The sequence below is a fragment of the Saccharothrix sp. DSM 118769 genome (assembly GCF_052936295.1).
The window spans coordinates 4,355,653-4,382,619 of record NZ_CP193627.1; the positions used below are offsets into that span (position 1 = coordinate 4,355,653).

Genomic DNA, 26,967 nt, shown 5'->3' on the forward strand with positions numbered 1-26,967 from the left:
GGTCGGGGGTGGGCAGTCTAGGAGGAGCTGTCGGCGTAGCACTGGGTGCAGTCCGCGCCCGCTCGCGGCCACAGGGCGGGGTCGATCCGGTAGCCCAGGGCGTGGATGGCGGTGACGGTGGCCGTCACCCGGTCGGTGGATTCGGCGGGGTCGGTGGTGTCGTCGGGGACGTGGTGGATGAAGCGTCCGGCGAGCCCCTGGCAGAAGCGGGCGTAGTCGACGGTGTTGAGGATGAAGGTGTGCCGGCCGGTGTCGACCACGCGGCTGGAGGCCAGGGTGTACCGAGGCCGGCGCCTGGCGAACCGTGCGCCGGTGCACCCATAGTGGCGGGCGAGCTCACGCCCCCCCGGCATCCTCGCGCCGGATCGCCTCGAACAGTTCCACCCTCGACGACCCCGTTCCGGCCCACGTCATGCCCCAGCGCTCTTCGCCAGGTGGGGCCACTTCAAGCCGTCACAGGCCCCGGCGTGCCGCCAGGTGGGGCCAACTCGAACCGTCGCAACCTCCCGGCGAGCCAACCCCGGTGGAGCCAGAGCAGACTGTCACGGTGGGGCCAGAACAGCCTCACACCCTCACATCCGCAGCTTCGAGGCGATCTCCTCGGTCTTCTCGCCCTGGGCGAACCGCGCACCGGCCTGCAATCGGATGCGCTTCCGCCTGTTGCTCGTGGAACGTCAAGCCGCCACCTTGCGTACACCTCGTCCATCCGGCTTGCCGTGATGATCAAGAACCGTCGCGGGGCCGGTTCAATCCGCGATACGAATTCAACCTCTGTGCCGAATGTCTCGCCACATTGTGGTCACCGCACGCCGCCGGTCGCCACCTTTGAAATACGACCTAGTCCGGTTGGCATCCAGGAGTATAATTTGGTACCGCAGTGCCGGGATATCCGTGCCTTTGTCCCGGTCGCTCAAGGGCGGCAGGCGCGGCAGTGCGAACACCTTGGGCACGCCCGGGTAGGCCGGTCGGAGCAGCGCAGTCGGTCATCATGCCAGGACGGTCGACGAAGTGTGGATCACGGGCACTTCTGCGGGCTGCTCGAGCCCTTGTCCTGCTCACGCGTCTCACCTGCATTGATGAGGTTATCGGCAGGCACACCGGGTGCGACGACCTCTTCCGGTGACGCCGCAGGGAGTCGACGCCGCCATCAGGGAAGAAGAACCATGGTCGTTGACCACTGCGAGTAGATGGATTGTGTATTCCGTGGTCGCTCTTGGCGCTGCTGCGACACCGAGGATGTAATGACGGACACGGCGGCGTTGCCGCGCTCACCGCATGCAACGAGATTTGCGGGGTGGATGTGTTCCGGGTCTTCGCCTCAGTGCTGTTGCGGTGGAACAAGTCCGAGGATCGAGCTGGATGCGATCATTGCCGACAGATGGTGTGATGGAGGTGTGAGCATAGAAGACGTGGAAGATTTAAGCATCACAGCAGGCGGGCTCCTTCCAGTCGCTATCGTGAACGCGCCGCCAGCTTATCGGAGGGGTCTGATGTTGGCACTTGCCGCACGGGGCTGCGGCCCGTCGGATCCACAGGACCCGCTCCGCTGGGCCGAGAAGCAGGAACGATGCGCCGTGCTCGTGGTGGTCGACGGCCCGGGGAGCGCCGCGAAGCAACTGCTCGAGTACACCCGTCTCGACAACACCCACGTCGTGGCCCTGCTGCGCGAAACGACGGGCACGGCTGCGGCGGCCGCCATCAGGGTCGGTGCGGACGGCGTGTGCGCGTGGGACTCCACGACCGAGCAGTTGGTGGTAACGATCACCGCCGCGGCCAGCGGCTTCGTCATGCTCCCCGCGTCCATCGCCCTGCAACTCGTTCGGCCGGAGCGGCGCATCCCGGATGACCTGGCCTGGGTGTCCGACAGTCAGCTCCGCTGGCTGCACGAACTGGGGCGCGGCTCCACCATCGCGCACCTCGCGCGCACCGCGGGCTACTCCGAGCGCGCGATGCACCGCCTGCTGCGCGACCTCTACAGCAGGCTCGGGGTGCACAACCGCAGCGACGCGCTCGTGCTGGCGGCGCGCTGCGGTCTGTTCGAGAAGGAGATGGCGTGATCCTTCAGAGCCGGTGACCGCCACGGACCCCGGGCGGTCGGATCAGGTGTCGAACGGCGGCTGCCACCAGCGCTCGACGGTGCGCCTGGTCGCTCCGAACGCCTGTCGCCCGAAGGCTATCGCAGGTTCCCACGACGGACGGCTCAGTGCGCTGCGGTCCTGCGGTTTCCCGGACCGGCTCCGCGCGTTCTGCAGGATCGACCGGAACGCCCGCAACAGACCGGCCACGTCGGAGTCGCTCATTGCGCAGGAGAGCATGTGGGTACCGCCGAACTCGGCGAGGAAGCCGGCCCGGCGGAGCCCGGCGTAACAGCGCTCGCCGAGGTCGAGGTCCTCGAAGACCACGTGGAAGACCGCAGGGTGGCGCAGGGCGACGGCGGCGGTGTCGAACTCGTCGAACAGTGCGTTGAGGCCGTCCATCACGGTCGTCCCGAGCTGGTGGACCCGGGCCAGTGTCGCCGGGTCGGTCATGATCGGCAGCGACGCCAGCGCAGCGGCGAAGGGGGTCGTCTCGCGCTGGTAGGTGTTGCCGACGTAGGTGTGCTCCAGCGCCTCCAGCACCTCGGCCCGCCCGAGCACGGCCGACAGCGCAGTGCCGTTGGCGATGCCCTTGCTCATCGTTATCAGGTCCGGGGCGAGCCCGTGGTGCCCGTGGTAGCCGCCTGCGGCGTAGCGCAGGCTGAGGATGATCTCGTCGAGCATGAACAGGGCACCGTGCTCCCTGGCCAGCTCCTCGACGCCGCGGGCGAACTCCGGGGGGAAGAAGTTGACCTCCGGAGTCAGGAAGACCCCCGCGACGGCACCCCGGTGCTCCCGCAGCAGCCCGGCCAGCACCTCGAGGTCGTAGCCGAAGTCGATCGTCGCCGGATCCCGGCCCTCGACGCGCATGTCCGGCTTGTACTGCAGTTGCCAGTCGTGCCAGCCGTGGTAGCCCGCCGTGAGGAGGACCGGGCGTCCTGTGCTGACACGGGCCGCCCGAGCTGCCGCAGTGGTGGCGCAGGATCCGGTTCGGAGGAACACCACCCGCTCGGCACAGGGCATCGCGTCGACGAGCAGTTCGGCGACGTCGGTGCGCGCTCGCGAGACCGTTGCCGGTGCGATGCCGCCGGAGTGGCGCAGCTCGGCGATCATGGCCCCGATCACTTCAGGTCTGCCGGAGCCGAGCGGCGCGGCACCGCTGCACGAGGTCAGGTCGGTGTAGCGGGTGCCGTCCAGGTCCCATACGTACGCGCCCTCGGCGCGGTCGACGACGAGCGGGAACCGCTTGTCGAGGTCCCAGCGGGGCGACGAGGTGACCGCGAGCGCCCGTTCGAGCTGAAGCTCCCGGTCGGTGCCCGTCGTCCCGGCCGGCGCGGGTGCGGCGCTCATCGCGCGATCCGGCTGAAGTAGACGCGGTTCTCGAAGTCCGGTACGGGGCGGATCAGCTCGTAGCCGGCGTTGAGCAGCGCTCGCCTGCTCGAGTGGTTGTCGGCCTCGACCCCGGTGTAGACGACCGCCACGCCGGATAGCTCCGGCACGCCCGGCAGCGCCCGGACGGTGGCCTGTCCGTAGCCCTTGTTCCGGTGCTGCGGCGCGACGACTCCTGCGAAGCCCGCTGCGGCACGCGAGTCGACCGTGATCACCGTGAGACTGCCGTCCGCAGCCTGCTCGTGCAGGTTGAACCGGTCGTAGACCTCGCCGGTGTGGAAGGCCAACGGCTCGGACGACCGCTCTGCCACGGTTACCCACGCGTAGTGCCCGAGGACCTTCGCCCCGCGGACCGCGCGCTGCCCGCGGTCGTGGCTGAGGGCGAGTTGGCCGTGGAACCAGTCGCGGCCGCCGAGCCGGCGTTCGACCGCTTCGTCGTCGAACCAGGGTTCTACGGTCGAGCGCATGTCATCGGTGTAGGGGACTAAACGGACGTCGGTCACGGGGGCGTTCACGTGGAGTCCTCCTCGATCGGGGTTGACGGGGGCTGCCGGTCCGGAGCGCAGTTGCCGGGCGACGATCTCGCTGATGCGGGTGGCGTTGGCCTGGATGGTCAGCGTCGGGTTGACCCCGCCCGCGAAGGGCAGGTAGCCGCCGTCGATGACGTGCACGTTGTCGATGTCGTGCAGGCGGCCGTCGGGGTCCGCGACGGAGGTTCCCGGGTCTTTGCCGGCGCGGCAGGTGCCGTGCAGGTGGCTGGAGCCGGTCCGGTACAGCGAGGCCGTCCGATGAACACCGGTGGCGCCCGCCTCGCGCAGGAGGACCTCGGCTGCCGACGCGAGGTGGTCGAGCCTGAGGGTGTCGACCGGGTGGGTGCGGTAGTCCATGGCGACGTGCGGGAGACCGAACGGGTCGGTCGTGTTCGCCAGCAGCACCCGGTTGGTCGTCATGGGCTGGTCACCGGCGAGGTAGTGCACCCGCAGGGTGCGGCGGGTCGCGTCCGGGTCGCTCACGACCGGGTTGGCCTCGTACAGGAGTCCGCCCAGCCCGGTGGGGAAGGTCGGGTCGAGGTAGAGGTCGGAGAAGGCGACGGTGGAGTGCATGCCGTTGCGATCCTCGGTGCCCGCCGCCGGCATCGCCAGGTCAGCCAGCTCTCCCTCGCTGTAGCCGCTCACCTTGAACGACAGTCCGCGACCGACCATCCTCGCGTGGTTGCCGAGACCTGCTGGTGCCCAGCGGGAGGCGGAGCGCAGCAGCAGCGCTGCGGACTGCACCGCGTTCGCGGCGAGCAGGACGTAGCGGGCGGCGGTGTGGTGCCGGCTGTGCTGCCTGGTGTCCACCCACTCGACGGCGTCCACCCGGTGCGGTCCCGTCTGGACCAGTCGTATGGCCTTCGCATCGGTCCGCACCACCATGCCGTCCACGTCCACGGACGGTGTGAGGATGCGGTCGAGCACGTCGGCCTTGGCGCCGACCGGACACCGCCGCTCGGTACAGGCACCGATCCGGTCGCACACCGACCGGGTCGGGTTGGTCGTGGAGTTGATCGCCAAGGGGGTCGGGAACGGCCGCCACCCGATCGCCAGTCCGGCGTCCCGCAGGATCCTCCCGCGCGGGCTTGCCCGGTGTGGTGGCAGCGGCGGCGGCGCACCCGCCGGTTCCAGCGGATCGGCGCCCGCCAGCCGGGCCACGCCGAGCCGGGCCTCGACCGCGTCGTACCACGGGCGCAACTCGGCCGGCGAGAGCGGCCAGCGCGGGTCGAGGTCGCCGACCACATGCCCGGTGGCGTCGAAATCGACATCGCGGTACCGGAAGGAGATGCCGGCGTAGAAGACGGTGCCCCCGCCGAGCGCACGCACGGTGTAGCCGTTGCCCGTCGGCGTCCACCGGCCGCGGGCGTCGCGCACGAGCGTCGGCGGTGTGCAGGCCCTGATCTGCTCGTAGGTGGTGCCCCGGCCGAGCCGTGGTCCCTCTTCGAGGACGACGACGCTCAGCCCGGAGGCGGAGAGACGTTCCGCGGCCACCGCGCCACTGGCTCCGCTGCCGACGATGCAGACGTCCCAGATTCGGTCCGGTGCGGTCTCCGCATCGCTCGCGCGTGCCGGCGACACCGCGTGCCGGCTCATCGTGCCGCCACCGTCTGGTGCAGCCGCAGGCGGTCGACCTTGCCGTTGTCGGTACGGGGCAGTTCTGGAACGACCCGGACGTCGTCGATGGACATGTACGCGGGCAGTCGTTGCGCCAGCCACGACCTGGTCGACGCGAGCGTCACGTCACTGCCGGGTTTGACCTGCAGGAAGGCGACCAGGCGGACATCCAGGCCGAAGCCGTCCGCCACGACGACGGCGCGGTCCACGACGGGATGGGTTTGGATCGCCGCCTCGATGTCGCCGAGTTCGACGCGGTGCCCCCGGACCTTCACCATCTGGTCGAGCCTGCCGAGGTACTCGAACACCCCGTCCTCGAGCACTCGGACGTTGTCCCCGGTTTCATACCTCGGGGGTTGGCGGTCCCGGCCCCAGTAACCGAGCATCACGGTCGGACCGCTCACCAGGAGCTGACCCTCCTCCCCGACGCCGGCCCGTCCACCGTCGTCGAGTTGTGCCCACACCTCGTCCCCGCTGACGGCCGAGCCGATCGGGACCGGCCGGTCGAGATGCCCCGGAAGGTCGGCAGGCACCGTGTAAGCCGTGCAGACGTTGGTTTCCGTCGGCCCGTACAGATTCATGAGCAGGGCGTCGGGCAGCTGCAGGCGAAGCTTGCGGAGGTGTTCGATCGGGTAGGGCTCCCCGGCGAACAGGACGACCCGTAACCGGGACAGGTCGAGGTCGTGCAGACCACCCAGCTCCGCCATGAGCACGAGGGCGGAGGGAACGGAGTACCAGACCGTGACGGCCTGCTGCACCAGGAACCGCGCCAGCGCACGAGGGCTGTAGGACAGCGTCCGCGGCACCAGGTGCACCGAGGCCGCACGGGCGAACGCCGCGTAGATGTCGAGCACCGAGATGTCGAACGCGAAGGAGGCGTGGTTGGCCAGGCGATCCCCTGCCGTGATCGCGCAGGCATCCACTGCCCAGTCCACGAAGGCCAGCGCGTTGCGGTGGCTGATGCAGACGCCTTTCGGTGCGCCGGTCGAGCCGGAGGTGTAGAGGATGTAGGCCAAGTCGTCTGCGGTACCGCGCGGTTCTTCGCCAGGCTCGGTGCCGTCCCCGTCACCGTGGTCGACGACGTCGTCGTGGAGTCGCAGCACCGCGGCACCGCGGCCGTCCTCCGGCAGAGGGCCGCAGCGGTCGGTGATGATCGCCGCCGGGGTGCAATCGGTGAGGATCGAAGCGACCCGGGAGTCCGGACTGCCCGGGTCGAGCGGGACGTAGGCGGCACCGAGCCTGAGGACCGCCTGGAACGCCGCCAGCACCGGACCGGACTTCTCGGCCAGCACCGCGACCCGGTCACCGGGGCGAACACCTGACCGGGCCAGCGCCCTGGTGAGGTCCGTGGCGAGCAGGTCGATCTCCGCGTAGCTCCAGGCGCGCCGTCCGTCGTCTACGGCCAGGTGATGGGGGTATGAGCGCGCCGCGGTGCGCAGCAGTTCCTCGAGTCTCACAGTTGAAGCTCCCTGGCGATCATCTCGCGTTGCATCTCGGACGTTCCGGAGAAGAGGGTGGTGGGCACGGCGTCGCGCAGCATCTGCTCGACCCCCTGCTCGGCCAGGTACCCCGCTCCACCGAACACCTGGATGGCGTCCAGGCTGGACGCGACGGCGGCCTCGCTGACGGCAAGCTTGGCCAGGGCGACGTCGGTCGTCTCCGACGCGTCCCGGTCAAGGCTCCAGCAGGCTTTGTAGAGCATCAGCCGGGCGCTCTGCCAACGCCCGTACATGTCCACCAACCGGTGCGACACCGCCTGGTTGGCCGAGATCGGTCTGCCGAACTGCCTGCGCTTGCGCGCGAAATCCCGACACAGCTCGAACTGGCGCTGGAGCATCCCGACGTAGCAGGCGAACAGGCAGCTGCGTTCCCAGCGCATCGAGTCCTGGAACACGGCATGACCGCCACCCGCGGAGCCGAGCTGCTGGTCGGCAGGGGCGTAAGCGCCGGCGAACTCGACGATGCTCGCCGCACAGCTGTGCAAGCCCATCTTCGCGAAGGCCGGCCCAACCCGCACACCCGGCTGGTGGCGGTCGACCACCACCGCGACCGTACCGAGGAAACCCGATGCGGGATCTGCGGTCCCCAGGACGACGTAGAAGTCGGCGACCGGGCCGTTGCTGACGTAGGACTTGGTACCGGTGATGCGCAGTCCATCCCCATCGGGGACCACCGCCGTGCCGGGCACGGAGATGTCACTGCCGTGTTCGGCCTCGGTGACGGCGTTGCCCGCCACCAGTGAGCCGTCTGCGAGCCCCGGCAGCAGCCGCTTCTTGGCCGCGGGCGTCCCGTGCAGGACCACTGGCATGCAACACGCCAGTAGGTGCGCCGCAGCGGAGAAGGCCAGACCGGTGTCAGTGCAGCCGTAGCCGAGGGCCTCGAGGGCGTGGGCGGTGTCGACGGCACCGAGGCCGGACCCACCGAACTCGCGGGGGATCGACAGGCCCAGGATTCCCAGCTCCGCCAAAGCATTCCAACGATCGCGGTCGAACCTCTGCTCCGGGCCGGTCCCCGAGCCGGTGTTCAGCCGCCGGGCACCGTCGACGACGTCGGCGAACCGGGTCAGCCGGTCGGGGGAGAAGGCGAAGTCCATCGTTGCCTCTCAGTCACGGGCTGTGGCGACGATGGTGCCGATCAGGCCGTCGAGGCTGCTTGTGCCCAGAACGAAGTCCTGGCCGAGGGCGATGCCCAGGCGGTGCAGCCCACTGCGCAGCTCGCCGGCACCGACGGAATCCATGCCGAGGTCGGCCAGCGCGGTCCGGCCGTCGAGGCGGGTGTGGGGTGCGAGACCGAGCACGGACCGCACCACGACGGTGACCTGCCCCGCAACGCTGTCATCCGCTGTGTCCTGCGGCACTGCCGGTGGTGGGAACACCCGGGGTGAAACCACCGGCGGGGGACCTGCGGCCGGCGCACCGATGGCCGGGTCGACTGCCCGGACCCGTGGTGCCGTGCGCTGGTCGGACAGGTCTTCGGCGCGGTCGGCGGGCGTGGACCACAGCGGCTCCCGCTGCCACGCGTAGGTCGGTGCGGCGGCCGGCAGGCCCGGTCCGGGAACCAGCACGTCGACGTCGACGTCTGCGCCCGCCACGAACAGATCCCCCACGGCTGTGAGCAGGTGGGTTCGCGCAGGCGTCCCACGACGAGCCGAACTGGTCACCACCGCCGGTACGGATGCCGTGGCGGCGAGCTCGGCGACGGCGCGCCCCAGTGCCCGCCCAGGCCCCAGCTCGATGAAGATCGTCCACCCGTCGGCCAGCGCGCGGCGTACCGCTGCCGAGAAGTGCACTGGCCGGACCATGTTCGCCACCCACTCTTCGACCGGGTCGTCGGTGGGCTCTGCGGCAGTGGACGAGTAGCGCCGCACCGCGGACTCCTGGTGGCGCAGCCCTGCCAGCTTCTGGCGCAGGGGAACGGTGAACGGGTGCATCGCGCGGCTGTGGAAGGCGTGCTGCCCGCCGAGCACTCGCGCGAACGTGCTCTCGCGCGTCAAGCGATCTGCCAGCTCGGCGATCTCTTCGGCCGGGCCGGCCAGCGTGCACGACCGGTCGGCATTGACGCACGCGATCTCGATCGCGGTACCCGAGACGGCCTCGGCGGCCTCCGCTGGTGACAGGCCGGTGGCGAGCATCCGTCCAGTGGGCCCCGCGGCGTTCATCAAGTGGGTCCTGGTTTGTACGATCCGCAGGGCGTCGCTCAGCCCCACCACCCCGGCCACGTACGCGGCCGCCACCTCGCCGAGACTGTGGCCGATGACGGCACCCGGCCGCACCCCGAGGTGCTGCCACATCGCAGCCTGGGCGACTTGGAGCGCGAAGGTCGCGCCCGGGGTCAGCGCCGGATCGGTGACGTCGTCGCTGGACGGATCGTCGAGCAGCCCCGCGAGCCGATGCTCCCCCAGGCCGGCCGCAGCGCGACGGCAGCGGTCGAGCGCCGTGCGGAACACCACCCCCGCCCCGTCGGGTCCGTCAAGCATGCCGGGCCACTCGGTGCCCTGACCGCTGAAGACGAAGACCGGCCCGGGGCCCGGGTCGTCCAGGACCCGTCCCACACGCACGTCCGGCGACGCGATGCCTTCGGCGAGGGAGCGGGCCGCGCTCTCGCCGTCCGCGGCCACCAGGGCCAGCCGCTCATCGTAGCGGTCACGATGTCGGACCGCAGTGGCGGCGAGCGGTGCGAGGCGGTCGGCCCGGGTGCTCAGGACATCGGCGTAAGCGACCGCGGTTTCGGCGAGACCGCGGCGGGACGGATGGCTCAGCAACAGCAGTGTCGACCCGCCCGGTGCGCCCCGCCCGTCACGCGGGGTCGATGGCGGCTTGACCGGATCAGCCTGCTGCACCAGCACGTGGACGTTGGTGCCACTCAGGCCGAACGAGCTGACTGCGGCGCTGCGTGGACGGGGGCCGCCAGGCCACGGCTCCAGCCGCTGCGGCACCCGCATCCCGAATGAGGAACGGCGGGCCAGCGGCGTCAGCTCCGAGGCGTGCAGTTGCACGGGCACCTCGCCGTGCCGCACGACCAACGCCGCCTTGAGAAGGCCCGCCACCCCCGCCGCCGCATCGAGGTGGCCCAGGTTCGCCTTGATCGAACCGACGAACGGACCGGTCGCCGCGTCGCGACCGTAGACGGCGTCGAGCGACTCGAGCTCGATCCTGTCGCCCAACTGGGTGCCGGTTCCATGCGCCTCGAGGTAGCCGACCTCCTCCGCCCGCACGCCCGCTACGACAGTGGCGTCGGTGTAGAGGCGCCGTTGGGCCTGCCCGTTGGGCACGGTGAGACCGGCACTGCGGCCGTCGTGGTTGACTGACGAGCCGCGCAGGACGGCCAGGATGTCATCCCCGCTCTCGCGGGCGTCGCTCCACCGTTTGAGCGCCAGCACGATCGCGCCCTCGCCCCGCACCATGCCGTCGGCGTCCGCCGCGAACGGCCGCGAACGGCCGGATGGCGACAGGGCGCCGACTCGCGACATGAAAGCGGCGATGTCCGGTGCCAGGATGAGATTGGCCCCACCGGCCAGCGCGAGGTCGCACTCACGCATCCGCAGGGCCTGACAGGCGAGGTGGACGGCGAGCAACGACGACGAGCACGCCGAGTTCACCGTGAACGCCGGGCCGCGCAACCCGAGCAGGTAGGAGATCCGCCCGGCGGCGAAGGCGGGGTCGCTACCGGTGAGCCAGTAGCGGTCCTCCGGGTCGGCACCTGCTCCGCGTAGCTGGAGGTGGAGGTAGTCCGAGGCGAGCAGCCCGACGTAGACGCCGGTCCGGGTTCCCTCGGCCGCCGCGCGGGTGGTTCCGATGCGCAGGAGCGCCTCCGAGGTGACCTCCAGCAGAAGCCGGTGCTGGGGATCCATGCTCTCGGCCTCGCGCGGGGACAACCCGAAGTACCCGGCGTCGAAACCAGCCACGTCGTCGAGGAAGGCCCCGCGGGCGAGCGGGTCGTCGCCCCGCTCCAGTGGCATGCCGCCGATCAGATCTGCTCCACTGCGCAGCAGGTCCCAGAACTCCTCCGTGGACCGGGCGCCCTTGATCCGGACTCCGGCGTCGAGGAGGGCGATCGGTTCGCCGACCCCCGGACTCATCGCCGTGTCCATATGGCGGGACCGCCGGCGGCGGCAGCACCTTCGACCGAGAACGGTGCCGGTCCGTTCGACCGCAGCTCCGACACCAGGTCGGCGATAGCGGACACGGTGGCGAACCGCTGTCCGACGACCTCCGCCAGTGGCACCTCGACCTCGAAGTGCGTCTCCAGGAACGACACGAGCTGCATGAGGGTGAGGGAATTCAGGATCCCCGTGCTCAGCAGAGGCGTGTCGTTCTCCAGCCCGGTCGCGGTGTGGCGCAGGACGTGCTCGTCCAGATAGGTGGAGATCGTTTTTTCGGTGGAGGCGACGTTCAAAGTGACTCCTTGCGGTGTGGGACCGGTCCTCTGCGGAGTTGACCGGAGGCGGAAGGTGATAACGGGAAAACCACGCCGCGCCGTGTCGTCTTCGCGCCGTCCGTTGATCACGCGCCACCCACGAGCGCCGTCACGGTCTGCAGGCGTCGCGCCGTCCCGGACCTCGTACGCCGACTACCGACAGGATGTGGCACGGCTGCGCCCGCGCCGTCGGCAACCTGCCAGAGGTGGCGGTAACGGAAGAACCACCCAGCGTGAAGGCTGCCACTCGTCGAACATGGGGGGGTGAACACGAGGCGGTGGTCGGCGACAGGGTCGCTTCCGGGGAAAGCACGAGGACTGGCGGGTTCGGCGACCACACCGCTGCCCCCTCCCGCGGTGCTGCTTATCGCAGTGCTGTGCGGAGCCCAAGTGCTCGAAGTGCTCGGCGTCACTGTCGTGATCGTCGCCCTGCCGGTGATCGGGGCGGACCTGGGATTAGCCGGTGGTGGGCTGCAGCTGGTCGTGAGCCTTTATGCGGTGCTGTACGGCGGCCTGTTGTTGGCCGCCGGGCGGCTGTCTGACGTGGTGGGGCGCCGGGTCGTGCTGCACGTCGGGTTGGTCGTCACGGGGATCGGCACGATGCTCTGCGCCACAGCCGCGGGGAGCGTGGTGCTCCTCATCGGTAGGGCGATCCAAGGGGTTGGTGGCGCACTGGTTACCCCAGCAGCGCTTGCTCTGCTGACAACGGCGTTCAAGTCGGGGGTACCGCGTCGCAGGGCGATCAGCGCATGGACGGCGGCCGCCGCTGGAGGGGGCGCGCTGGGCTTCGGAGCCGGCGGCGTCATGGTCGGCCTGGTCGGCTGGCGTGCGGTCTTCTGGCTGCTGACTGTCGTCGCAGGGGTCGTGCTCGCGCTGTCGTGGCGGGTGGTACCGGTCGATTCACCGGTTGCAAAGCGCCGAGGTCTGGACCCGGTGGGTACTGTCACGGCCGTCGCCGGGCTGGTCCTGCTGGTGATCGGCGCCGGTTTGGTGGGGATCCCCGGTGTCGCGCCGGTGCTGCCGGCTGTCCTGCTGGTGGCGGGAGCGGTCTCGCTCGGCGGTTTCGTGCTGACCCAGCGGTACGGCCGTGACCCGCTCCTGGAGTGGTCGGCGCTTACCCACCGGCGTTTCCTGCGCGCCAACGGCGTCGCCTTCGTCAACACGGCCACCACCAGTGCGTCCGGTACGTTGGTGGCCCTGGTTGCCGGTGACCTCTTCGGGCTCCGTCCGCTGCTTACGGGCTTGGTGTTGCTGCCGTTCTCGATCATGGTGGTGGTCGGGTCATCCGTAGGCGGGTACTGGCTGCGACGGCCAGAGCGCATCGGGATGGCGACGGGACTCGCGGTTGTGGCCGTGTCCATGGGCGGAATGGCTGTTGCGACCGCGACCCGGTCGCTGCCGGTGCTCGCGGTCGCGGTCGCCGTAGCCGGACTGGGACTGTCCTGGGCTGCGATGACGTCCACCGACGCCGCGACGGCGGCCCTCCCCGGCGAGCGGCAGGGCACAGCCGCAGGAGCGGTTAACACCGCCGCACAGGTGGGGACGGCACTAGGGGTCGCCGTGTTGGTCACCGTCGCCTCGCTCGTCGACGGCGAATCGGCGGTCGAAGGGCGCGGGTACGTCATCGCCTTCGCCGTGGCCGCCGGACTCGCCGGAGTCGTGGCATTGGCCCTGGCTATCAAGAGGTGGGACATGACGCGGACATCGCCGACACCATCCGCATGACCAGGTACGTCCTGTGCGGCTGGAAAGTCATCGCTGATGGTCAAGCATATATTGGACCTTTCCAACCTCACCCGGCGTTGAGGTGAAGTGTGAGGACGGCTCTCGCTCGCGCGGGGAGACGCCGTGTGTATCACCGCCCGGTAGTCGCCAGCCGGGCCACCCCTGCTTGCGCGGGGAAGACCGCCCCAACCGCCACCGGGCAGGCTGCCGAACGAACCACCCCTGCTCGTGCGGGGAAGGCAAGCGTGGGGCGCCCGTGCGCGGGCTGCTGCGCGAACCACCCCGCTCGCGCGGGGAAGATGCGACTCGGCCCGCCACGCCGCCGGATCTCGCCGGACCACCCCGCTCGCGCGGGGAAGACGGGCTTGGTGGGTTGGTGCTGCCCCTGCCCGGGGGGACCACCCCCGCTCGCGCGGGGAAGACTCGTCCTCGGAAATCAGCCACGCATTCCAGTGAGGACCACCCCCGCTCGCGCGGGGAAGACCCAGAAGGGCAAGCCCCCGGCGCGTGCGGAGGACGGACCACCCCCGCTCGCGCGGGGAAGACCAGCAGGGCTGACGGTCCTGTGGCGCTGGGCAGGGACCACCCCCGCTCGCGCGGGGAAGACCCGTAGCCGCCCACCCGGGTGATCTTCTGGTCCGGACCACCCCCGCTCGCGCGGGGAAGACCACGTGCGCGGCATCCGCGCCTCGCTCGGGGTGGGACCACCCCCGCTCGCGCGGGGAAGACAGGGCAGCCGCCCGAGGTACGCGACGTCCGCCGGGACCACCCCCGCTCGCGCGGGGAAGACAGCTGCGCGCCCTGCTCCTCCAGCGCCTTCGACGGACCACCCCCGCTCGCGCGGGGAAGACGCGTTGCCGCCCGCCATGAGCCCGGTCGCGAGCGGACCACCCCCGCTCGCGCGGGGAAGACCCGACCGACGACATGGCGACGCCGCCGTACGGCGGACCACCCCCGCTCGCGCGGGGAAGACGCGCGCGCCGGTAGATCTCGGCGATCTCGGCGAGGACCACCCCCGCTCGCGCGGGGAAGACCTCCTCGGGCTGGGCGTGTGCCTCGGCATGTGGGGACCACCCCCGCTCGCGCGGGGAAGACATCGTCCGCCTGCCCGACTGGCGCAGCGAGTCGGGACCACCCCCGCTCGCGCGGGGAAGACGCCGAGACGCTGATGCTGATCAACGCCGCGGTGGGACCACCCCCGCTCGCGCGGGGAAGACCTGGGAATCGGGTGGTCCTTCTGGCGGCAGGTGGGACCACCCCCGCTCGCGCGGGGAAGACACTTCCTGAGCTGCTACGTTACAGGCCGATGCCCGCGTTTTCATTCGGTCCGCCGCGGTATCGGATATCCCCCTGATGTCTGCGGTGCAGATGCCGTCAGTGCTGTCCCATCCATCTGGCCTGCTTGTCGATCCTGGTCTTGAGACGACCCTGATCGAGGGAAAGAAGTGCGACCCGACCCGGTCGGCGTGCGGCAGTCCGGACCGCCTCCGATTGCGCGGGAAGGCAGACCAGGACTGCTGTTACGCCCTGGTCGGGAACGGGCCACCCGGCTCGCCGGGGAAGACGGTCGAGCGAAGCACGTGCAGCGGCGTGACAGCGCACCACCCTTGCTCGCGCGGAGAAGACCGGCAGCATTTGCTCGTCAACCAGTAGGCGCCGCGAGCACCCCTTGCTCGCGTGGGGAAGACGGCGCGATCCTCGCGGGACCATCCCCGCTTGCGCAGGGAAGACCGTCCGGCGCCGTAGGGAGTCGTGGGGCCGGGCGGACCACCCCTGCTCCCATGGGAGAAGACTGTGCCTGCTGGTGGCGTCGATCGGCATATCGCGGACCACCCCCGCTCGCGCGGGGAAGACCTGGCGAACGGCACGGTGAAGGAGTTCACCGAGGGACCACCCCCGCTCGCGCGGGGAAGACCTCGTCGTCGTCCTGGTCCCGCTGGTGTTCAGCGGACCACCCCCGCTCGCGCGGGGAAGACGGGGTCGTCGCGGTCACGTCGCGTCCCACGCCGCAGACCACCCCCGCTCGCGCGGGGAAGACGCCTCGTGCTGTACGGCGAGTGCCGCACTCAGGGGACCACCCCCGCTCGCACGGGGAAGACAGCTCCGCGTCGGCGGTGTGGATCGACCCGGGCGGACCACCCCCGCTCGCGCGGGGAAGACCACCACACTGACGTACTGATTCACCTCGAATTGGGACCACCCCCGCTCGCGCGGGGAAGACATGCGGACGCACTCGATCCGGAGTCCCGCCTTCGGACCACCCCCGCTCGCGCGGGGAAGACACCGCGAAGTTCAGGAAGAACTGGCTGACCGGGGGACCACCCCCGCTCGCGCGGGGAAGACTGCTGGAGCTGGACCGCATCCACTGGCGGCTGCGGACCACCCCCGCTCGCGCGGGGAAGACGTCGTGGGCCAGGCGGCGGCCGCGGGCGGCCTGGGACCACCCCCGCTCGCGCGGGGAAGACGTCGTGGGCCAGGCGGCGGCCGCGGGCGGCCTGGGACCACCCCCGCTCGCGCGGGGAAGACCTCGACGGCCGTGCGACGACGGCGGACGTCGCGGGACCACCCCCGCTCGCGCGGGGAAGACGGGCGCCGGCCTGACCGGGCCGGCTTCATGCAGGGACCACCCCCGCTCGCGCGGGGAAGACCCCGGCAACGAGGTGATCGTGCCGTCGATCACCGGACCACCCCCGCTCGCGCGGGGAAGACTGCGCTGGTCGCGCCCCCTGCCGGGGTCAGTTGGGACCACCCCCGCTCGCGCGGGGAAGACCCTCCCTGAGATGCGCAACGCTATCGCGATAGCGGACCACCCCCGCTCGCGCGGGGAAGACACTTCCTGAGCTGCTACGTTACAGGCCGATGCCCGCGTTTTCATTCGGTTCGCTGCAGTCTCGAATATCGCTCTGACGTCTGGCGGAGCGTGTCAGGGCATACACGCATTTCTGCGTCGTTCACGGTAGGTCAGAGGCGTTTCAGCCTGCGTGGTCGGAGCATGCCCCAGGTGAGCCCGTCGCTGATAGTGATCTCGGCTTCGTGGGCGCTCCAGCCTTCGATTCCGTGGTGCTGGGCGGCGGCGGCATGTAGCACGGCGCGGACTTCGTGCTCGTCGAGTTCGCCGCCGCCCACCCATCGACCGAGTTTGTTCGCAGCGCGTAGCAGGCTGTCGTGCCGTTGCCCGGGAGTGGCTCTGCGGACCTTGTCCGCTTCGCCGGTGACGATGGCGTCGAGGTAGGCGTCCGGGTGGTGTGGTGCCTTGCTCGTTGAGCGCGGTGGTGTCGGTGGTGTAGGCGGCAGCAGGAGGGGAATCAGCCATTGGGGCAGCGCGGCGATCGGCGCGTGGGTGATCGGCCGGTAGATGCCGCGGTTGCTTACTGAGCCTGCGGCGACGATGTAGCCGCCGGCGCCGCGGGTGTCGATTCGCCATCCGAGGCGGCCGATCGTGTTGCGCAGCTCCGGCTCGACGGGGGCGCGGAAGTACAGGTGCTGTCCGCCGGAGGGGGTCCGCACGGTGTAGGTCCGGTTCGGGTAGGGCTGCCCAGCTGCTGCGGCGAGGCGTGTCAGGACGTCGCGGCCGTGCCGGGCGCCTGCCCACTGCGGCGGTGGTTGGTGGCCGTGGGCGTCGTCGAGGTCGATCACGTACAGCCCGCTGGGCCGGCAGGCGATGCCGATGTTGAACGGCCGGGTGCTCCAGATGTCGCGGATCCGTTCGGGGTCGCTGGTGGCGACGGATTGCCAGCCTTTGTCCTTCGGGATTTTGCTGCGTGGCCACAGCGGGATGACGTGGTGACCGTCGCGGGCGGCGTTGAGCGCGACGCGCATCAGGCGCGGTAGTGAGGGTGTACTGGTGCTCGGCGATCCAGCGGTGGTCGCGATGTCCAAGGAAATTCAGTCCTTTTGGTGTCGGTGATGTTCGGACTCACGGCCTGGGTGAGCTGCCAGGGCCGGGGCCGGGCCAGCTGGCCCGACCGGAAGAGCTCCGCGCTCCCGTGGAGCGGTCGCAGGCCCTGTGCCCCACTGAGGCGCGCGGTCTCGTTGCCACGCTGGCGCGATCGCGGCGCTCTGCTTCCGCGCCGTTCTGGTGGGCCGCAGCCCGTGCGCGTGCAGGAACTGCCGGGGCAGCGCGCCTGCGCGGCGACAGGCGTCGGGCCTGTCGCCGCGCGCTGCGCAGGCACGCTGCCGCCGGTGTGGGCGCGGTCTGCCGGGGTTATTCGGGTTCGATCAGTCCCCTGCGCTCGATGTCCTCGACCGCTTGGTGCACGAGAGGGCGGAGGGCCTCTGGAGGCATCTGGAGGTCCAGGGCGGTGCGCAGCAGTCCGGCGAGGCGGTGGCCGGGGCGGGCGGTCTCGGCGCGGTCGAGCGCCAGGGAGGTGAGGACGCCATCTCCGCGCAGATAGGCGGACATGGCCAGCAGGGCGGCGGGCTCGGCGCACTGGGGGGCGGGGCACTGCCGGGTGAGTTCGGTCCACAGTCGTTCGGCGGCACGGGCATGCTCACCGGCGGCGGTGGCGATGCACGAGTCGCGCACCAGGCTGTCCGACAGGGCCACGGCCAAGGCGGCGACGTCCTGGTCGGAGAGCGCCCCGGAGCGTGTAGCGGTTCGCTTCACGTACCGCATCACCAGGCGGTAGGAGTCGTTCGTCGATCGCGGCCGGTCGTGCCGGCCGACCAGCTGGTCGATGAGGCTCGCCCGGCGGGCCAGGGCCTCTTGGGGGTCGGGGCGCAGTGTGGCGGTCAGGTCGTCGCGGCTGCCGAATGTGCGCTGGCCTTGCATTACGGAGGTCACGGCGAGCACGGAGGTGTTCGGGTCCGGCACGGTGCCGGTGTGGGTGGGGTCGTCGTAGTCGTGCCATCGGGCTCCGGCGGTGATCGTCGAGGTCCAGAACATGTGCAGTGGCATGTCGTGCTCGGCGAGTGCGGCCCGTATCTGTGCGACCAGGGCGTCACGCGGCAGGAGGTCGTCGTCGGGCTCACCGCCTCCGACGACGACTCCGAGGGCGATCGCGCCGGGGTGGCGCGCCGTGATCACGGTGACCTGGCCGATCAGGTTGCTGGTGAGCGTGTCGGAGGGCAGCGGGAAGCACATCGTCATCGTGATCGTGGCACCGGCGAGGACGTTGATCACCACGGCGTCGGCCGGGTAGTAGCCCATCAGGTGTGGCGCGGCGGCGATCAGGTCGCCGGGCTGGGTCAGTGTGGCCGGCGCGACCTGGTCCAGCGGGGACGTGGACGAGCTCGGGGTCGGTTCGGGCGTCGGATCGGACATCACAGGTGTGCTCCTTGAACAGATAGTGAGGATGTGATCGGGCAGTGCGGATGCCGCGAGGTGGCCGTGATCGGGCGCCTCGTGAGCGGGACCGGACCGGGTCAGGGCTTGCCCTGTTCGGTGGGTCGGTCGTGCGGGGCGGTGCGCTCGACGCGCATGCCGGCCTGGGCGGCGAGCAGGACGTAGACGTCGTCGGCGACGGAGAAGCCGTCCAGCGCGTGCCATTCCCAGCCGTCGTAGGGCACCTGAGTGCCGTCGAGGTGCTGCATGACGCCGGCGGGCAGGTATTTCAGGTGGTACATGCCTCGGGCGCGGAATGTAAAGGACGACTTCCCCGTCGGTGGTGTCGAAACGCGCGATCGGCGCCCTGTCGAGGACGGTGAACTCATTGCAGCGGCACAGGAAACCGGCCGGTGGACTGCAGGCTGCCGAGGCTGCTGTGCGTCCTGCGGGCCGGGTGTCGTGGACGGTGTCGCCGACTGGGGCGCCGATGGCGGTGACCAAGGGCCAAGCTCACTCGGCAGCGCAGTAGGGTTGTGAACTGGCGGTCCTTCACGGTGTGGCGGTTGCGCCCGAGTCGGTGCGGTTTCCATTCGACATCGGACGGAAGCGCGCGCGGCGACCGCCTGGGACAGCTGCGGCATATCCGGTTTGTTTGTTCGCCGGGTGCTTTGCGTGATGACAAGTCGGCGTCGAGTCGCGGGCCGCGCACAAGCCACAACAAGATCAACAACTTTGCACTATGGTATCCATGGATTTTTCGAGCTACGGCGGTGTCGAGTGCGGTCATTCCGGCTCTGCCATCGGTCAGCCGGGAGACGGTGGGGAAGGCGCCATCGTCGCCGTGCCCGGCTCGTGCAGCGGCCTGATCGTTGACCGCTACTGCCGTCGGCCGGTGTCGACGGGGCGTCGACGGGCGGCGTACGGGGCAGTGCGGAGTGGGCATGCCGCCACCGCGACGGCCACCGTGGTCTTGACGGAAGCGGCATGGTGGAAAGCGGATGTCTGCCCGGGGTGGTAGCTCCGGCTTCTCACGCTGGTCACCGCGCTCGGTGGTGGCTGGGGTGGTTGTCGCGTACTGCTGCGAGGCGCAGCTCCAGCGAGCGCAGGTTCCGTGAGTCGGCGGGGCTGGTGGCGCGCGTGCGGGTGCGTCGCACGAGGTCGACCGCGAGGTCGATGCCGCCGAGGATGGTCAGACTCGACTGCTTCCCCGCGGTGAACCAGCCGTGTGCGGTGTCCACTCGGCACAGCGCGGCCAGTGAGGGCACCGCGTGGGTGAGCAGCGTGTCGATCTCGACCTCGGGAACGACGAGCCGCACGGCCGCGCCGTCGACCAGGTGCGCGGTCAGCGCGGCGAGGGCGTCGTCGACGGCCGAGGCCATCGCCCGGCAGGTGGCGGTCTCGGCCGCGGACCGGCCGTCGGGGCAGGTGTCCTCCCACGTGTCGCGGGCATCGGCCAGGCGCCTGATCACCTCGACCAGGCTGTCGGGGGCGATGTCGGATATCGCGAACGCGGCGACGCGCTCGTCGTCCCAGGCAGGGTCGGGCGACTCCACGTCGAGAACGTCGAAGTCGGGGTTGTCACGCTTCACTCGGGTTACCTCATGAACTTTCCAGTGTCGAAGGGGAGATGACCGTTTCCCGGGTGGTGTGTCGGTCAGTGGAGCGAGGGTTCGTTGCCGTGGCCGCCGGCTGGCGCGTGGCTGTTGTGCGGTCGCGCAATGAGACCTCCAGCGTTGCGACGAGCATGATGACTTCGGCGCAGGCCGGGTGCGACCAGGTGCTCGGCGGGCATCGGCTCGGCGAGCACCTGGGCGAACGTGCCCATCGGGGCGTGGACCAGGGCATCGGTGTCGGGAGACGGGCTGCCGCTTCGGTGACCGGAGACGGTCATTCGATGCCTGCCGGAACCTCGTCGGCGATGGGAGCGCGCACCATCGCCGCCCCGGGCGGCCAGGGCGTCCACGAGTCATCGCCGGCCGTGACGATGACCGCTTGGGCGCGCTGCTGGAACTGCTCGGAGGTGATGCAGCCGACGGTGGCCTCCAGCGACAGCAGGTAGTGCTCGGCCTCGGCGTGCCGGTTGGCCGCGACCACCTCGGGCACCCTGTTCAGGGAGGTGACCAGCAGTTCGGGCAGTGTGTCGCCGTAGGTGAGGCGGGCCATGCGCCGAACGGCTGCGAGGCGTTCGTGCAGGTTGTGCACGTGGTGCGGCGGGCCGTCGGGCATGAGCGTGAAGGACGTGCGTCGTACCTGGTTGAGGACGATGTAGTCGTGTTCGTCGACGAGTTCGTAGCGGAGGCCGTCGGCGGTGTCGGTGATGGACGTGATCCGGTAGCGCCCCCAGTGGTCGTCGAGTGATCCGTGGTAGTTGACCCATCGGCCGACTTCGGCATGAAGCGGCGAGGTCGCGGCTGAGGCGTGCGGTGGCTGCATCGGCGTCTCCTTCTGGTGGGTTGACGTGATTCGGGGTTGCGGTCGGCCCGGCGAGCCGGGTCACCCGGTTGTGGCTCGGATCGCCGTGGCCGGTCTTGACACGCTGAGGTGGTCAGGACGTCTACTCGGCCCACTGGGCGAGTTCGACGGTGTGTTCGGCACCGGAACCCGGTCCCTCCCAGTACCGGTCGTCGACGTCGATGAGGCGCACCCGGGCGGTTGCGTCGCCGTTGTCGTGGAGCAGTTCGGCGGTGGCGCCGGGGTAGTGCGTTGACATGTGAATCTGGCTCATCGGTGCCTCCGGTGGGACGTCGGTGGATCGCGGCCCGGTTAGCACAGCGGGGGAGGGCCCGAAGGGCGTCACGCGCGCGGTGCTCGTTCATCCGGGCGGGATCGCGTAGCGACCGAGCGCAGCGAGGCTGGTCTCGCCTGGATGGACGGGCATGGAGTGCGTGACGTGAAGCCCTCGCCCGGTGTGCTGCCCTTGGCGCGGTTCACCGACGTCTCCCACCGGAGGGGCGTGTCTACGGCTTGGGGGCTGTGACGGTCAGGGACGAGCGGCGTCGAACTCGTGGACGGCGCGGTGCGAGAGGGCCCGGAGTCGAGCGGTGACGGTCTCGTGGTCGACGCCGGCGAGGCTGGAGGGCAGGATCGCCCACCGGTCGGTGGCGATGTGTCCGGCCTTGAGGAGCGGGGAGTGCGGGCCGTCGATGGTCTTCAGTTCGATCGGCGGGGTGTGCCCGGCCGTGGGATTGATCAGGAGCAGTCCGCTGCCGTGTGCGGGTGGGGTGGTGATGTCGTTGACGGGGATGGCGAGGCGTTCGGTGCCGCCGACGGTGCCCAGCGCCAGGTACTGCACCGGGCCGGTGACCTGCACGACCGTCAGTTCCCGCCCCCAGGCCGGCTGGTCGAGGAAGGCGATGACGTCGCCGGGCTGGACCCGGCGCAGCAGTTGCAGCTCGATGGGGGCGGGGGAGAACAGCTCCGCCAGCAGCGTCGCCGACTTCCGCAGCATCCCGGCGCGGTCGGCGGGGATGTACCAGGCGTCGATGTCGTCGAGCTGATCGGCGCGGTGCCGCAGCGCGTCGACCGCCCGGCGGGGCTGCCCGTTCAGGGCGGTCAGCGTCGCTTCGACGATGACCGCGGTGGACACCGCGTCCTCGACGCGGGTCTCGGTGGGGCGCTGGTCGGCGCGGCCGGTCTTGCGGCCGCCGTTGAGCTCGTCGAGCACGGTCCTGATCGGGCGCAGGAACGGTTCGGGTTTGCGGCCGTGCACCCAGGGCAGCGGTCCGTCCAGGATGTCGCGCAGGAGGGTGACGACGCTGTGGGAGGCGGCGTCGCGGGCGGGTGCGGCGGCGAGCGCGTGCAGCATCGCCGCGGTGTGCAGTGCCCGTGCTCCGGCGGCCAGGGCCGGTTCGGCGGTGACGTGTCCGGCGAGCAGGGGGTCACGCCAGGAGGCGACCTGTTCCAGGACTTCCCGCGGGTCGCGTCCCCAGTCGATCGGGGCGCCGGTAGTGCCGGGCAGGCGTTCGAGGGCGTCGAGGTAGTCGGCGAACGCCTCGTCGGACAGGTCCAGGCCGGCGTGGGTGGCGTCGGCGTGTGCGTAGGCGAGGGCGGCGAGCGTGGGCACGTGGGTGGCGGTGGCGATGTGCACGACGTGGCGGCGGCCGAGGCGGGTGGCGGGGGTGGAGCGCGCGGTGAACGACAGCAACCGGCGGGTGGGCGACAGGCGCAGGTCGGTGGCGGTACCGATCATGGCGATGGTGCGTGCCCGGCCGGTTTCCCAGGACCTGGTGGCGTGTGTGGAGGGCGGTGGGGTGGCGTCGCGCAGCACACGCAGCACCTCGTCGATGCCCGTCCACGGCGCTTCCTCGGAGACCTCGGGGCGCAGGGTGCGGCGTCGCAGCAGCGGCAGCGGGGCGTCGATGATCGGCTCGATGTCGATGTCGATGTCGGGGTCGGTGCTCATGCGGTGGTCCTTGCTGGTCGGTGATATCCGGATCGGCAGGGCGGTATGACTGGCGGTATGGCGGGGGCCGCCGGCCTGTTCAGGCCGGGGTGGGGCGGCTGTGCAGGCGCAGGGCGAGCGCTTCCTCGACGTGGCGGGGCTCGGGGTGGGTGCAGGCGTCGAGGTCGGCCAGTGACCAGGCGACGCGTCGGACCTCGTCGACGCCGTGCTCGCTGAGCACTCCGGCCCGGTGGTGGCGGTCGAGCAGCTCCCAGGAGGTGCGGGGGAAGACGCTGCTCATGGCCAGGGCGGCGGCGGGCACCTCGGCGTTGGTGGACACCCCTGTGTCGCGCCATCGGTGGGCGGCGCGCAGGCGCGCCGCGGCGACTGTGTCGGCCAGCACCGGCAGCGTCACCGCAGCCTGCCCGTGCCGGTCTTGTTCGGGCCGGTGGTCGCGGTCGGAGCGGATGACGTGCAGCCGGACGGAGACGCGGTCGTAGACGAGCGGCGGCACCTGCCGCATCTCGGAGGCCAGGTCCGGGCAGGACACCACGAGCAGCGGGTCCGCGGTGAACGAGGTGGGCGTGCCGTCGACGGCCAGGACCACGTCGCGGTGGTCGAGGACCGGCAGCAGCGCCTCCCACTGCTCCGGTGGGCGGCGTCCGGCGGAGGTCAGGTGGAGCACGCCGTAGGTGGTCAGCAGCGCCGCTCCGGGCCCGTGCGAGCTGCCGATCAGCGCCGATACCGACGCGCCGCCGTAAGGAGCCCGGTAGGGCGGGGTGTGATCGAGCGGCACGTCGTGGGCGGGATCGCCGTGGCGTCGGTTCCGGGCCAGGACGAGTGCCTGCTGGTCGGTCAGCGCGGGCAGCAGGGCTGCCAGTGTGTGGGCGAACAGGCCACGGTCGGCGGGGTCCGGTCCGGTGAGCAGCACGTGGTGTCGACCGGCGGCTGCCGCCGCCAGCCCCCGTGCGGCCCACGGTGAGAGCGCCACGTCGTCGAGGACGGGCGTGATCGAGCGCTCGGGCGGCTGCCAGGTAGAGGGGGCCTGGGTGAGTGCGTCGCGACGGCCGTGGGCGTAGGCCACCACCGAGGCCAGGGTATCCGCGCCGAGAACCCGGATCCCGTCGAGCGCGGGCGCACCGGCCAGCCCCGCGGCGGGAACGATGACCCGGCGAAGGTCGGTTCGGTCTTGGAGGGACCGCAGGCACGCCTGGATGTCCGATGTCGGGTGCACGCTGCCGTCGAGGCCCAGACCGCCCAGGAAGACGGTGTCCTCAAGCGGCGGCATCTGGCCGGAGGCGGTCAGCACCGCGACGGCGACGGCGAGGTCGTGCACCGGGTACTCACCCCCGGTGGCGGGGTCGCTGTCGATGCTCACCGGCCTGACCGGGTAGGGCAGGTCGGAGTTTCGGATCGCGGCCTTGACCCGGTCCCACCGCTCCGGTCTGACACGACGACGGCCCGGCGGAGAGGTGTGGGCGTGGTGGCCGACTTCGACAACGGTGGTGATCACGAGGTCCTGAGCGCCGCCTGCGATCGGCAGGAGGGAGCGGATATGAGCTGTGGCCATGGTCTTCCCTATGGATAAACCGAAAAGATCGGGGGGAGTGCGCGGACAGGACCGCGTCGAGGGAGGCGGTGGGGGAGCCCGTCGGGCAGGCGGTGGTGGTGAGCCCGCGGTCGGAGGGCCGCCCGAACGCTGTGGTTGGCCGCACCCGCCGGGGCGGGGCCTGGTGACGAGCTCTGGCACCGGCAGCACGGGCCCACCCGGTCTGGACTGGGTGGGCCCGTGCTGTGCACGCGGACGCCTGGGAGGCGGTGGCCTGCTACTTGACCAGGGCCATGGCGCGCAGGGCGAGGTCGTCGAGGGCGTCGGCGCGGGCGGGGTCGGCCACGGTTTGGCTGTAGCTGGTGATCGCGTTCGCGATGCCCGCCGCGGTGGGCTGGGCTGCGGCGATGAAGTGCCGCAGCACGCCTTCGCGTTCGGCCTCGGTGAACCCCAACTCGCGGCCCAGCACCTGCACGGTCGTCTGCGGCTCGGTGACCGGCGCCCCGGCCTGCTCCTCCAGCGTCGTGACCTGTCGGGCCAGGAACGCAGGTGAGAGCCATTCGCGGACGTGGTCGCGGGCCTGTGCTGCGATGACGTCGAGCTGCTTCTTGACGGTGTCCTGCGACCAGCTGATCGTGCCGCCCTCCATGCGCTGCCCGAGGTGGACCTTGCGGAAGGCCAGCGCGGGCAGGGTGAGGCCGTTGCGGCAGATCCGCACGAACAGCTCCGGCTTGAGCGTCACCGATCCGGAGCCGACCTCGGAGTTGGAGAAGCGGAACCCGGCGAAGACCACAGGCTCCGAGCCGGGCTCGTAGCCCTGGCCCTCGGCGGCGGCCAGGCGGCGCCCGGTGTCGAGGTCGGTGGTGACCCGCTGCCGGTCGGCTTCCAGGTCGGGGTTGGTGAAGGGGTTGCGGTAGCCGGCCAGCAGGCGTGGTGCCAGCCGCTCCACGGTGGGGGAGTAGACCTTGCAGTGCATGGAGGAGTCGGTCAGGTCGCAGGAGCGGATCTCGACCTGCACGTCGGCCTGCTTGATGCCGTCGAGCACGGCGGTGAGCAGGTCGAGGTTGTCGACCATGCCGAACCGGTCCGACAGCATGGCGCGAAGCACTCCCGGCTCGCCGTCCTGGCCGCGGAAGAGCCGCAGCAGGAACGAGCGGGAGTCGGCCGGGTAGACCACGCTGGTCGCGCCGGTGGCGGTGCGCTTGGACTTGCCGTGCAGCAGGCCGTTGACGTTGGCGTCGAACAGGTCGGGCCGCTCGGTGCGCAGACGCCGCAGGTACTTCGAGCCGATGCCCAGCTTCGCCGCGATCGTGGTGTCCGCGGCCGCGGTGGGCACGTAGAGCCCGTCGACCAGGGTGACGCCGTGGTCGTCGACGACCGGCTCGACCCCGGACAGCTCGATCGCGCCGCCGCGGGCCCGCAGGGTGGTGGCAGGGGCCACCACGTCGATCTTGGCGGCGTTCTGGGTGCGCAGCATGTGCAGCATGTGCTCGAAACCGGCATTGCGCACAGGGGTGGTCAGGGACACGAGAAGCTCCATTCCGCGAGGGCCACGCACGCCGTGGCGTACGTGGCCCTCGCATTCGGGTGATCGACAGCGGCGTGGTCGCTCGCCGTCATCGGGTGTGGTGGCGGTGGTGCCCCGCCCCGGTGTCGGCGGGGCGCGGCCGATCGGCCGTGGCGGCCGCAGGAGGGCACGCTGCGCTGATGGCGGCGTGCCTCTCGTGGCGTCGCGCTACGGCAGGCCGTCCCTGCCCCGCCGAGGCAGGGGGAGGCGGACAGCGGCGCAGGTGAGCGCCGGAGTGGGGTGAGATGACCTGCCTGGGGTGCCGCGGTCAGCCGCAGTCGCACTCGGCGGTGCCCGCGCTGGTGACGAAGGCGCAGCGCGGGGTGTGGAACGTGGTCAGGATGACGCCGCCGTCGTCGGACCGGATGACGATCAGCGGGTGGCCGTTGCGTTCGGCCCACCGGAACTGCTTCGGGTCCAGGCGCACCGGGTCGGCGTCGTAGCCGACGATCGTGGCGACCAGCGTCTGGAGGATTTCCCACAGGTCCGGTCCCGGTGTACCGGTGCTCTGCGGTGGTGCGGGGTGCTCGAAGCGGGCGAGCAGGCCGCCGTCGCAGTTCGACAGGTCGATCCCCGTACCCGGCCCGAGCACCCCGGCCAGCGCCCGCAAGGCCGGGTACACGAGGTGCTCGGGCTCGGGGTGGTCGGTGCCGATCCGGACGCTGTAGGCGCCGCGGGCGGTCAGGGAACCACCGGGACGGCGGCGCACGGCCAGCCGCAGCTTCTGCGCGGCGGTCATCGCATCGTCGTCGAGGTCGACGCCCAGCGAGTGGAACCACTGCCCCAGCAGTTCAACGGCGTCACCGCCGGACACGCTGCGTTCCGGGTCGTCGTGCTCAAGGTCCTTGTAGTGGCGCAGCAGACGCATCACGGCCGCGCCTTCGACGCTGTCGGGATCGAAGCCGGCGGCCTGCGGGGTGATGTCGCCGGTGGGTGGTTGTGGCGTCATGCG

Annotated in this window: 19 protein-coding genes and 1 CRISPR repeat array; of the genes, 2 read left to right on the forward strand and 17 right to left on the reverse strand. The window is 70.8% G+C overall.

What is annotated here, in order from left to right; genetic code table 11:
• Positions 1-17: 17 nt before the first annotated feature.
• Positions 18-260, reverse strand: coding sequence for a hypothetical protein (locus tag ACRAKJ_RS19030; protein ID WP_438924436.1), 243 nt, complete (start codon positions 258-260; stop codon positions 18-20).
• A 1,314-nt stretch (positions 261-1,574) separates the two neighbouring features.
• On the opposite strand from ACRAKJ_RS19030, the gene ACRAKJ_RS19035 reads away from it, so the two are divergent.
• The gene (locus ACRAKJ_RS19035) at positions 1,575-2,057 is read left to right on the forward strand and encodes a hypothetical protein (RefSeq protein ID WP_438924437.1); all 483 of its coding nucleotides are present in this window, start codon (positions 1,575-1,577) and stop codon (positions 2,055-2,057) included.
• Between the two features lie 42 nt (positions 2,058-2,099).
• On the opposite strand, the gene ACRAKJ_RS19040 is transcribed toward ACRAKJ_RS19035, so the two are convergent.
• Genes ACRAKJ_RS19040 through ACRAKJ_RS19065 form a run of 6 tightly spaced genes read right to left on the reverse strand, consistent with a single transcriptional unit; the run spans position 2,100 to position 11,506 of the window.
• On the reverse strand, positions 2,100-3,425 hold the full coding sequence (locus ACRAKJ_RS19040) for an aminotransferase class III-fold pyridoxal phosphate-dependent enzyme (protein WP_438924438.1): 1,326 nt from the start codon (positions 3,423-3,425) through the stop codon (positions 2,100-2,102).
• Complete coding sequence (locus ACRAKJ_RS19045) at positions 3,422-5,590, reverse strand: FAD-dependent oxidoreductase (RefSeq protein WP_438924439.1); 2,169 nt, start codon at positions 5,588-5,590, stop codon at positions 3,422-3,424. Before ACRAKJ_RS19045 ends, ACRAKJ_RS19040 begins: the two co-directional genes overlap by 4 nt.
• Positions 5,587-7,068, reverse strand: a complete 1,482-nt coding sequence (locus tag ACRAKJ_RS19050) for an amino acid adenylation domain-containing protein (protein ID WP_438924440.1) — start codon at positions 7,066-7,068, stop codon at positions 5,587-5,589. Before ACRAKJ_RS19050 ends, ACRAKJ_RS19045 begins: the two co-directional genes overlap by 4 nt.
• Positions 7,065-8,204 (reverse strand): acyl-CoA dehydrogenase family protein, encoded by a 1,140-nt coding sequence (locus ACRAKJ_RS19055; protein ID WP_438924441.1) that lies wholly within the window; start codon positions 8,202-8,204, stop codon positions 7,065-7,067. The genes ACRAKJ_RS19050 and ACRAKJ_RS19055 overlap by 4 nt, the downstream gene beginning before the upstream one ends.
• 9 nt (positions 8,205-8,213) lie before the next feature.
• Complete coding sequence (locus tag ACRAKJ_RS19060) at positions 8,214-11,201, reverse strand: beta-ketoacyl synthase N-terminal-like domain-containing protein (RefSeq protein ID WP_438924442.1); 2,988 nt, start codon at positions 11,199-11,201, stop codon at positions 8,214-8,216.
• Positions 11,186-11,506, reverse strand: a complete 321-nt coding sequence (locus ACRAKJ_RS19065) for a phosphopantetheine-binding protein (RefSeq protein WP_438924443.1) — start codon at positions 11,504-11,506, stop codon at positions 11,186-11,188. The genes ACRAKJ_RS19060 and ACRAKJ_RS19065 overlap by 16 nt, the downstream gene beginning before the upstream one ends.
• A 411-nt stretch (positions 11,507-11,917) precedes the next feature.
• On the opposite strand from ACRAKJ_RS19065, the gene ACRAKJ_RS19070 reads away from it, so the two are divergent.
• Complete coding sequence (locus ACRAKJ_RS19070; RefSeq protein ID WP_438924444.1) at positions 11,918-13,252, forward strand: MFS transporter; 1,335 nt, start codon at positions 11,918-11,920, stop codon at positions 13,250-13,252.
• Between the two features lie 1,826 nt (positions 13,253-15,078).
• Positions 15,079-16,083: direct repeats of the CRISPR family, unit length 28 nt; unit sequence GGACCACCCCCGCTCGCGCGGGGAAGAC.
• A 130-nt stretch (positions 16,084-16,213) separates the two neighbouring features.
• Here the strand turns inward: ACRAKJ_RS19070 and ACRAKJ_RS19075 are convergent.
• The 10 genes from ACRAKJ_RS19075 to ACRAKJ_RS19120 all read right to left on the reverse strand — a co-directional run bounded on the left by ACRAKJ_RS19075 (position 16,214) and on the right by ACRAKJ_RS19120 (position 26,964).
• Positions 16,214-17,131: a bifunctional DNA primase/polymerase gene (locus tag ACRAKJ_RS19075; protein WP_438924445.1), complete on the reverse strand. Its 918-nt coding sequence runs from the start codon at positions 17,129-17,131 to the stop codon at positions 16,214-16,216.
• Positions 17,132-17,456: 325 nt separating this feature from the next.
• Complete coding sequence (locus ACRAKJ_RS19080) at positions 17,457-18,515, reverse strand: DUF4192 domain-containing protein (RefSeq protein ID WP_438919831.1); 1,059 nt, start codon at positions 18,513-18,515, stop codon at positions 17,457-17,459.
• A gap of 101 nt (positions 18,516-18,616) precedes the next feature.
• A complete protein-coding gene (locus ACRAKJ_RS19085; protein WP_438919830.1) occupies positions 18,617-18,817 on the reverse strand; it encodes a hypothetical protein in 201 nt (66 codons plus the stop codon).
• Positions 18,818-19,555: 738 nt separating this feature from the next.
• On the reverse strand, positions 19,556-20,107 hold the full coding sequence (locus tag ACRAKJ_RS19090) for a hypothetical protein (RefSeq protein WP_438919829.1): 552 nt from the start codon (positions 20,105-20,107) through the stop codon (positions 19,556-19,558).
• A 298-nt stretch (positions 20,108-20,405) separates the two neighbouring features.
• Positions 20,406-20,951 (reverse strand): hypothetical protein, encoded by a 546-nt coding sequence (locus tag ACRAKJ_RS19095; protein ID WP_438919828.1) that lies wholly within the window; start codon positions 20,949-20,951, stop codon positions 20,406-20,408.
• A gap of 121 nt (positions 20,952-21,072) precedes the next feature.
• Positions 21,073-21,243: a hypothetical protein gene (locus ACRAKJ_RS19100; protein ID WP_438919827.1), complete on the reverse strand. Its 171-nt coding sequence runs from the start codon at positions 21,241-21,243 to the stop codon at positions 21,073-21,075.
• Between the two features lie 255 nt (positions 21,244-21,498).
• Entirely contained in the window at positions 21,499-22,920 is a 1,422-nt protein-coding gene (locus ACRAKJ_RS19105) for a hypothetical protein (protein WP_438919826.1), read from the reverse strand.
• A gap of 79 nt (positions 22,921-22,999) precedes the next feature.
• Positions 23,000-24,469 (reverse strand): ATP-binding protein, encoded by a 1,470-nt coding sequence (locus ACRAKJ_RS19110; RefSeq protein ID WP_438919825.1) that lies wholly within the window; start codon positions 24,467-24,469, stop codon positions 23,000-23,002.
• Positions 24,470-24,725: 256 nt separating this feature from the next.
• Positions 24,726-25,976 carry a hypothetical protein gene (locus ACRAKJ_RS19115; RefSeq protein WP_438919824.1) on the reverse strand — a complete coding sequence of 417 codons (1,251 nt, stop codon included), beginning with the start codon at positions 25,974-25,976 and terminating at the stop codon, positions 24,726-24,728.
• A 307-nt stretch (positions 25,977-26,283) separates the two neighbouring features.
• Positions 26,284-26,964, reverse strand: coding sequence for a hypothetical protein (locus ACRAKJ_RS19120; RefSeq protein WP_438919823.1), 681 nt, complete (start codon positions 26,962-26,964; stop codon positions 26,284-26,286).
• Positions 26,965-26,967 lie beyond the last annotated feature (3 nt).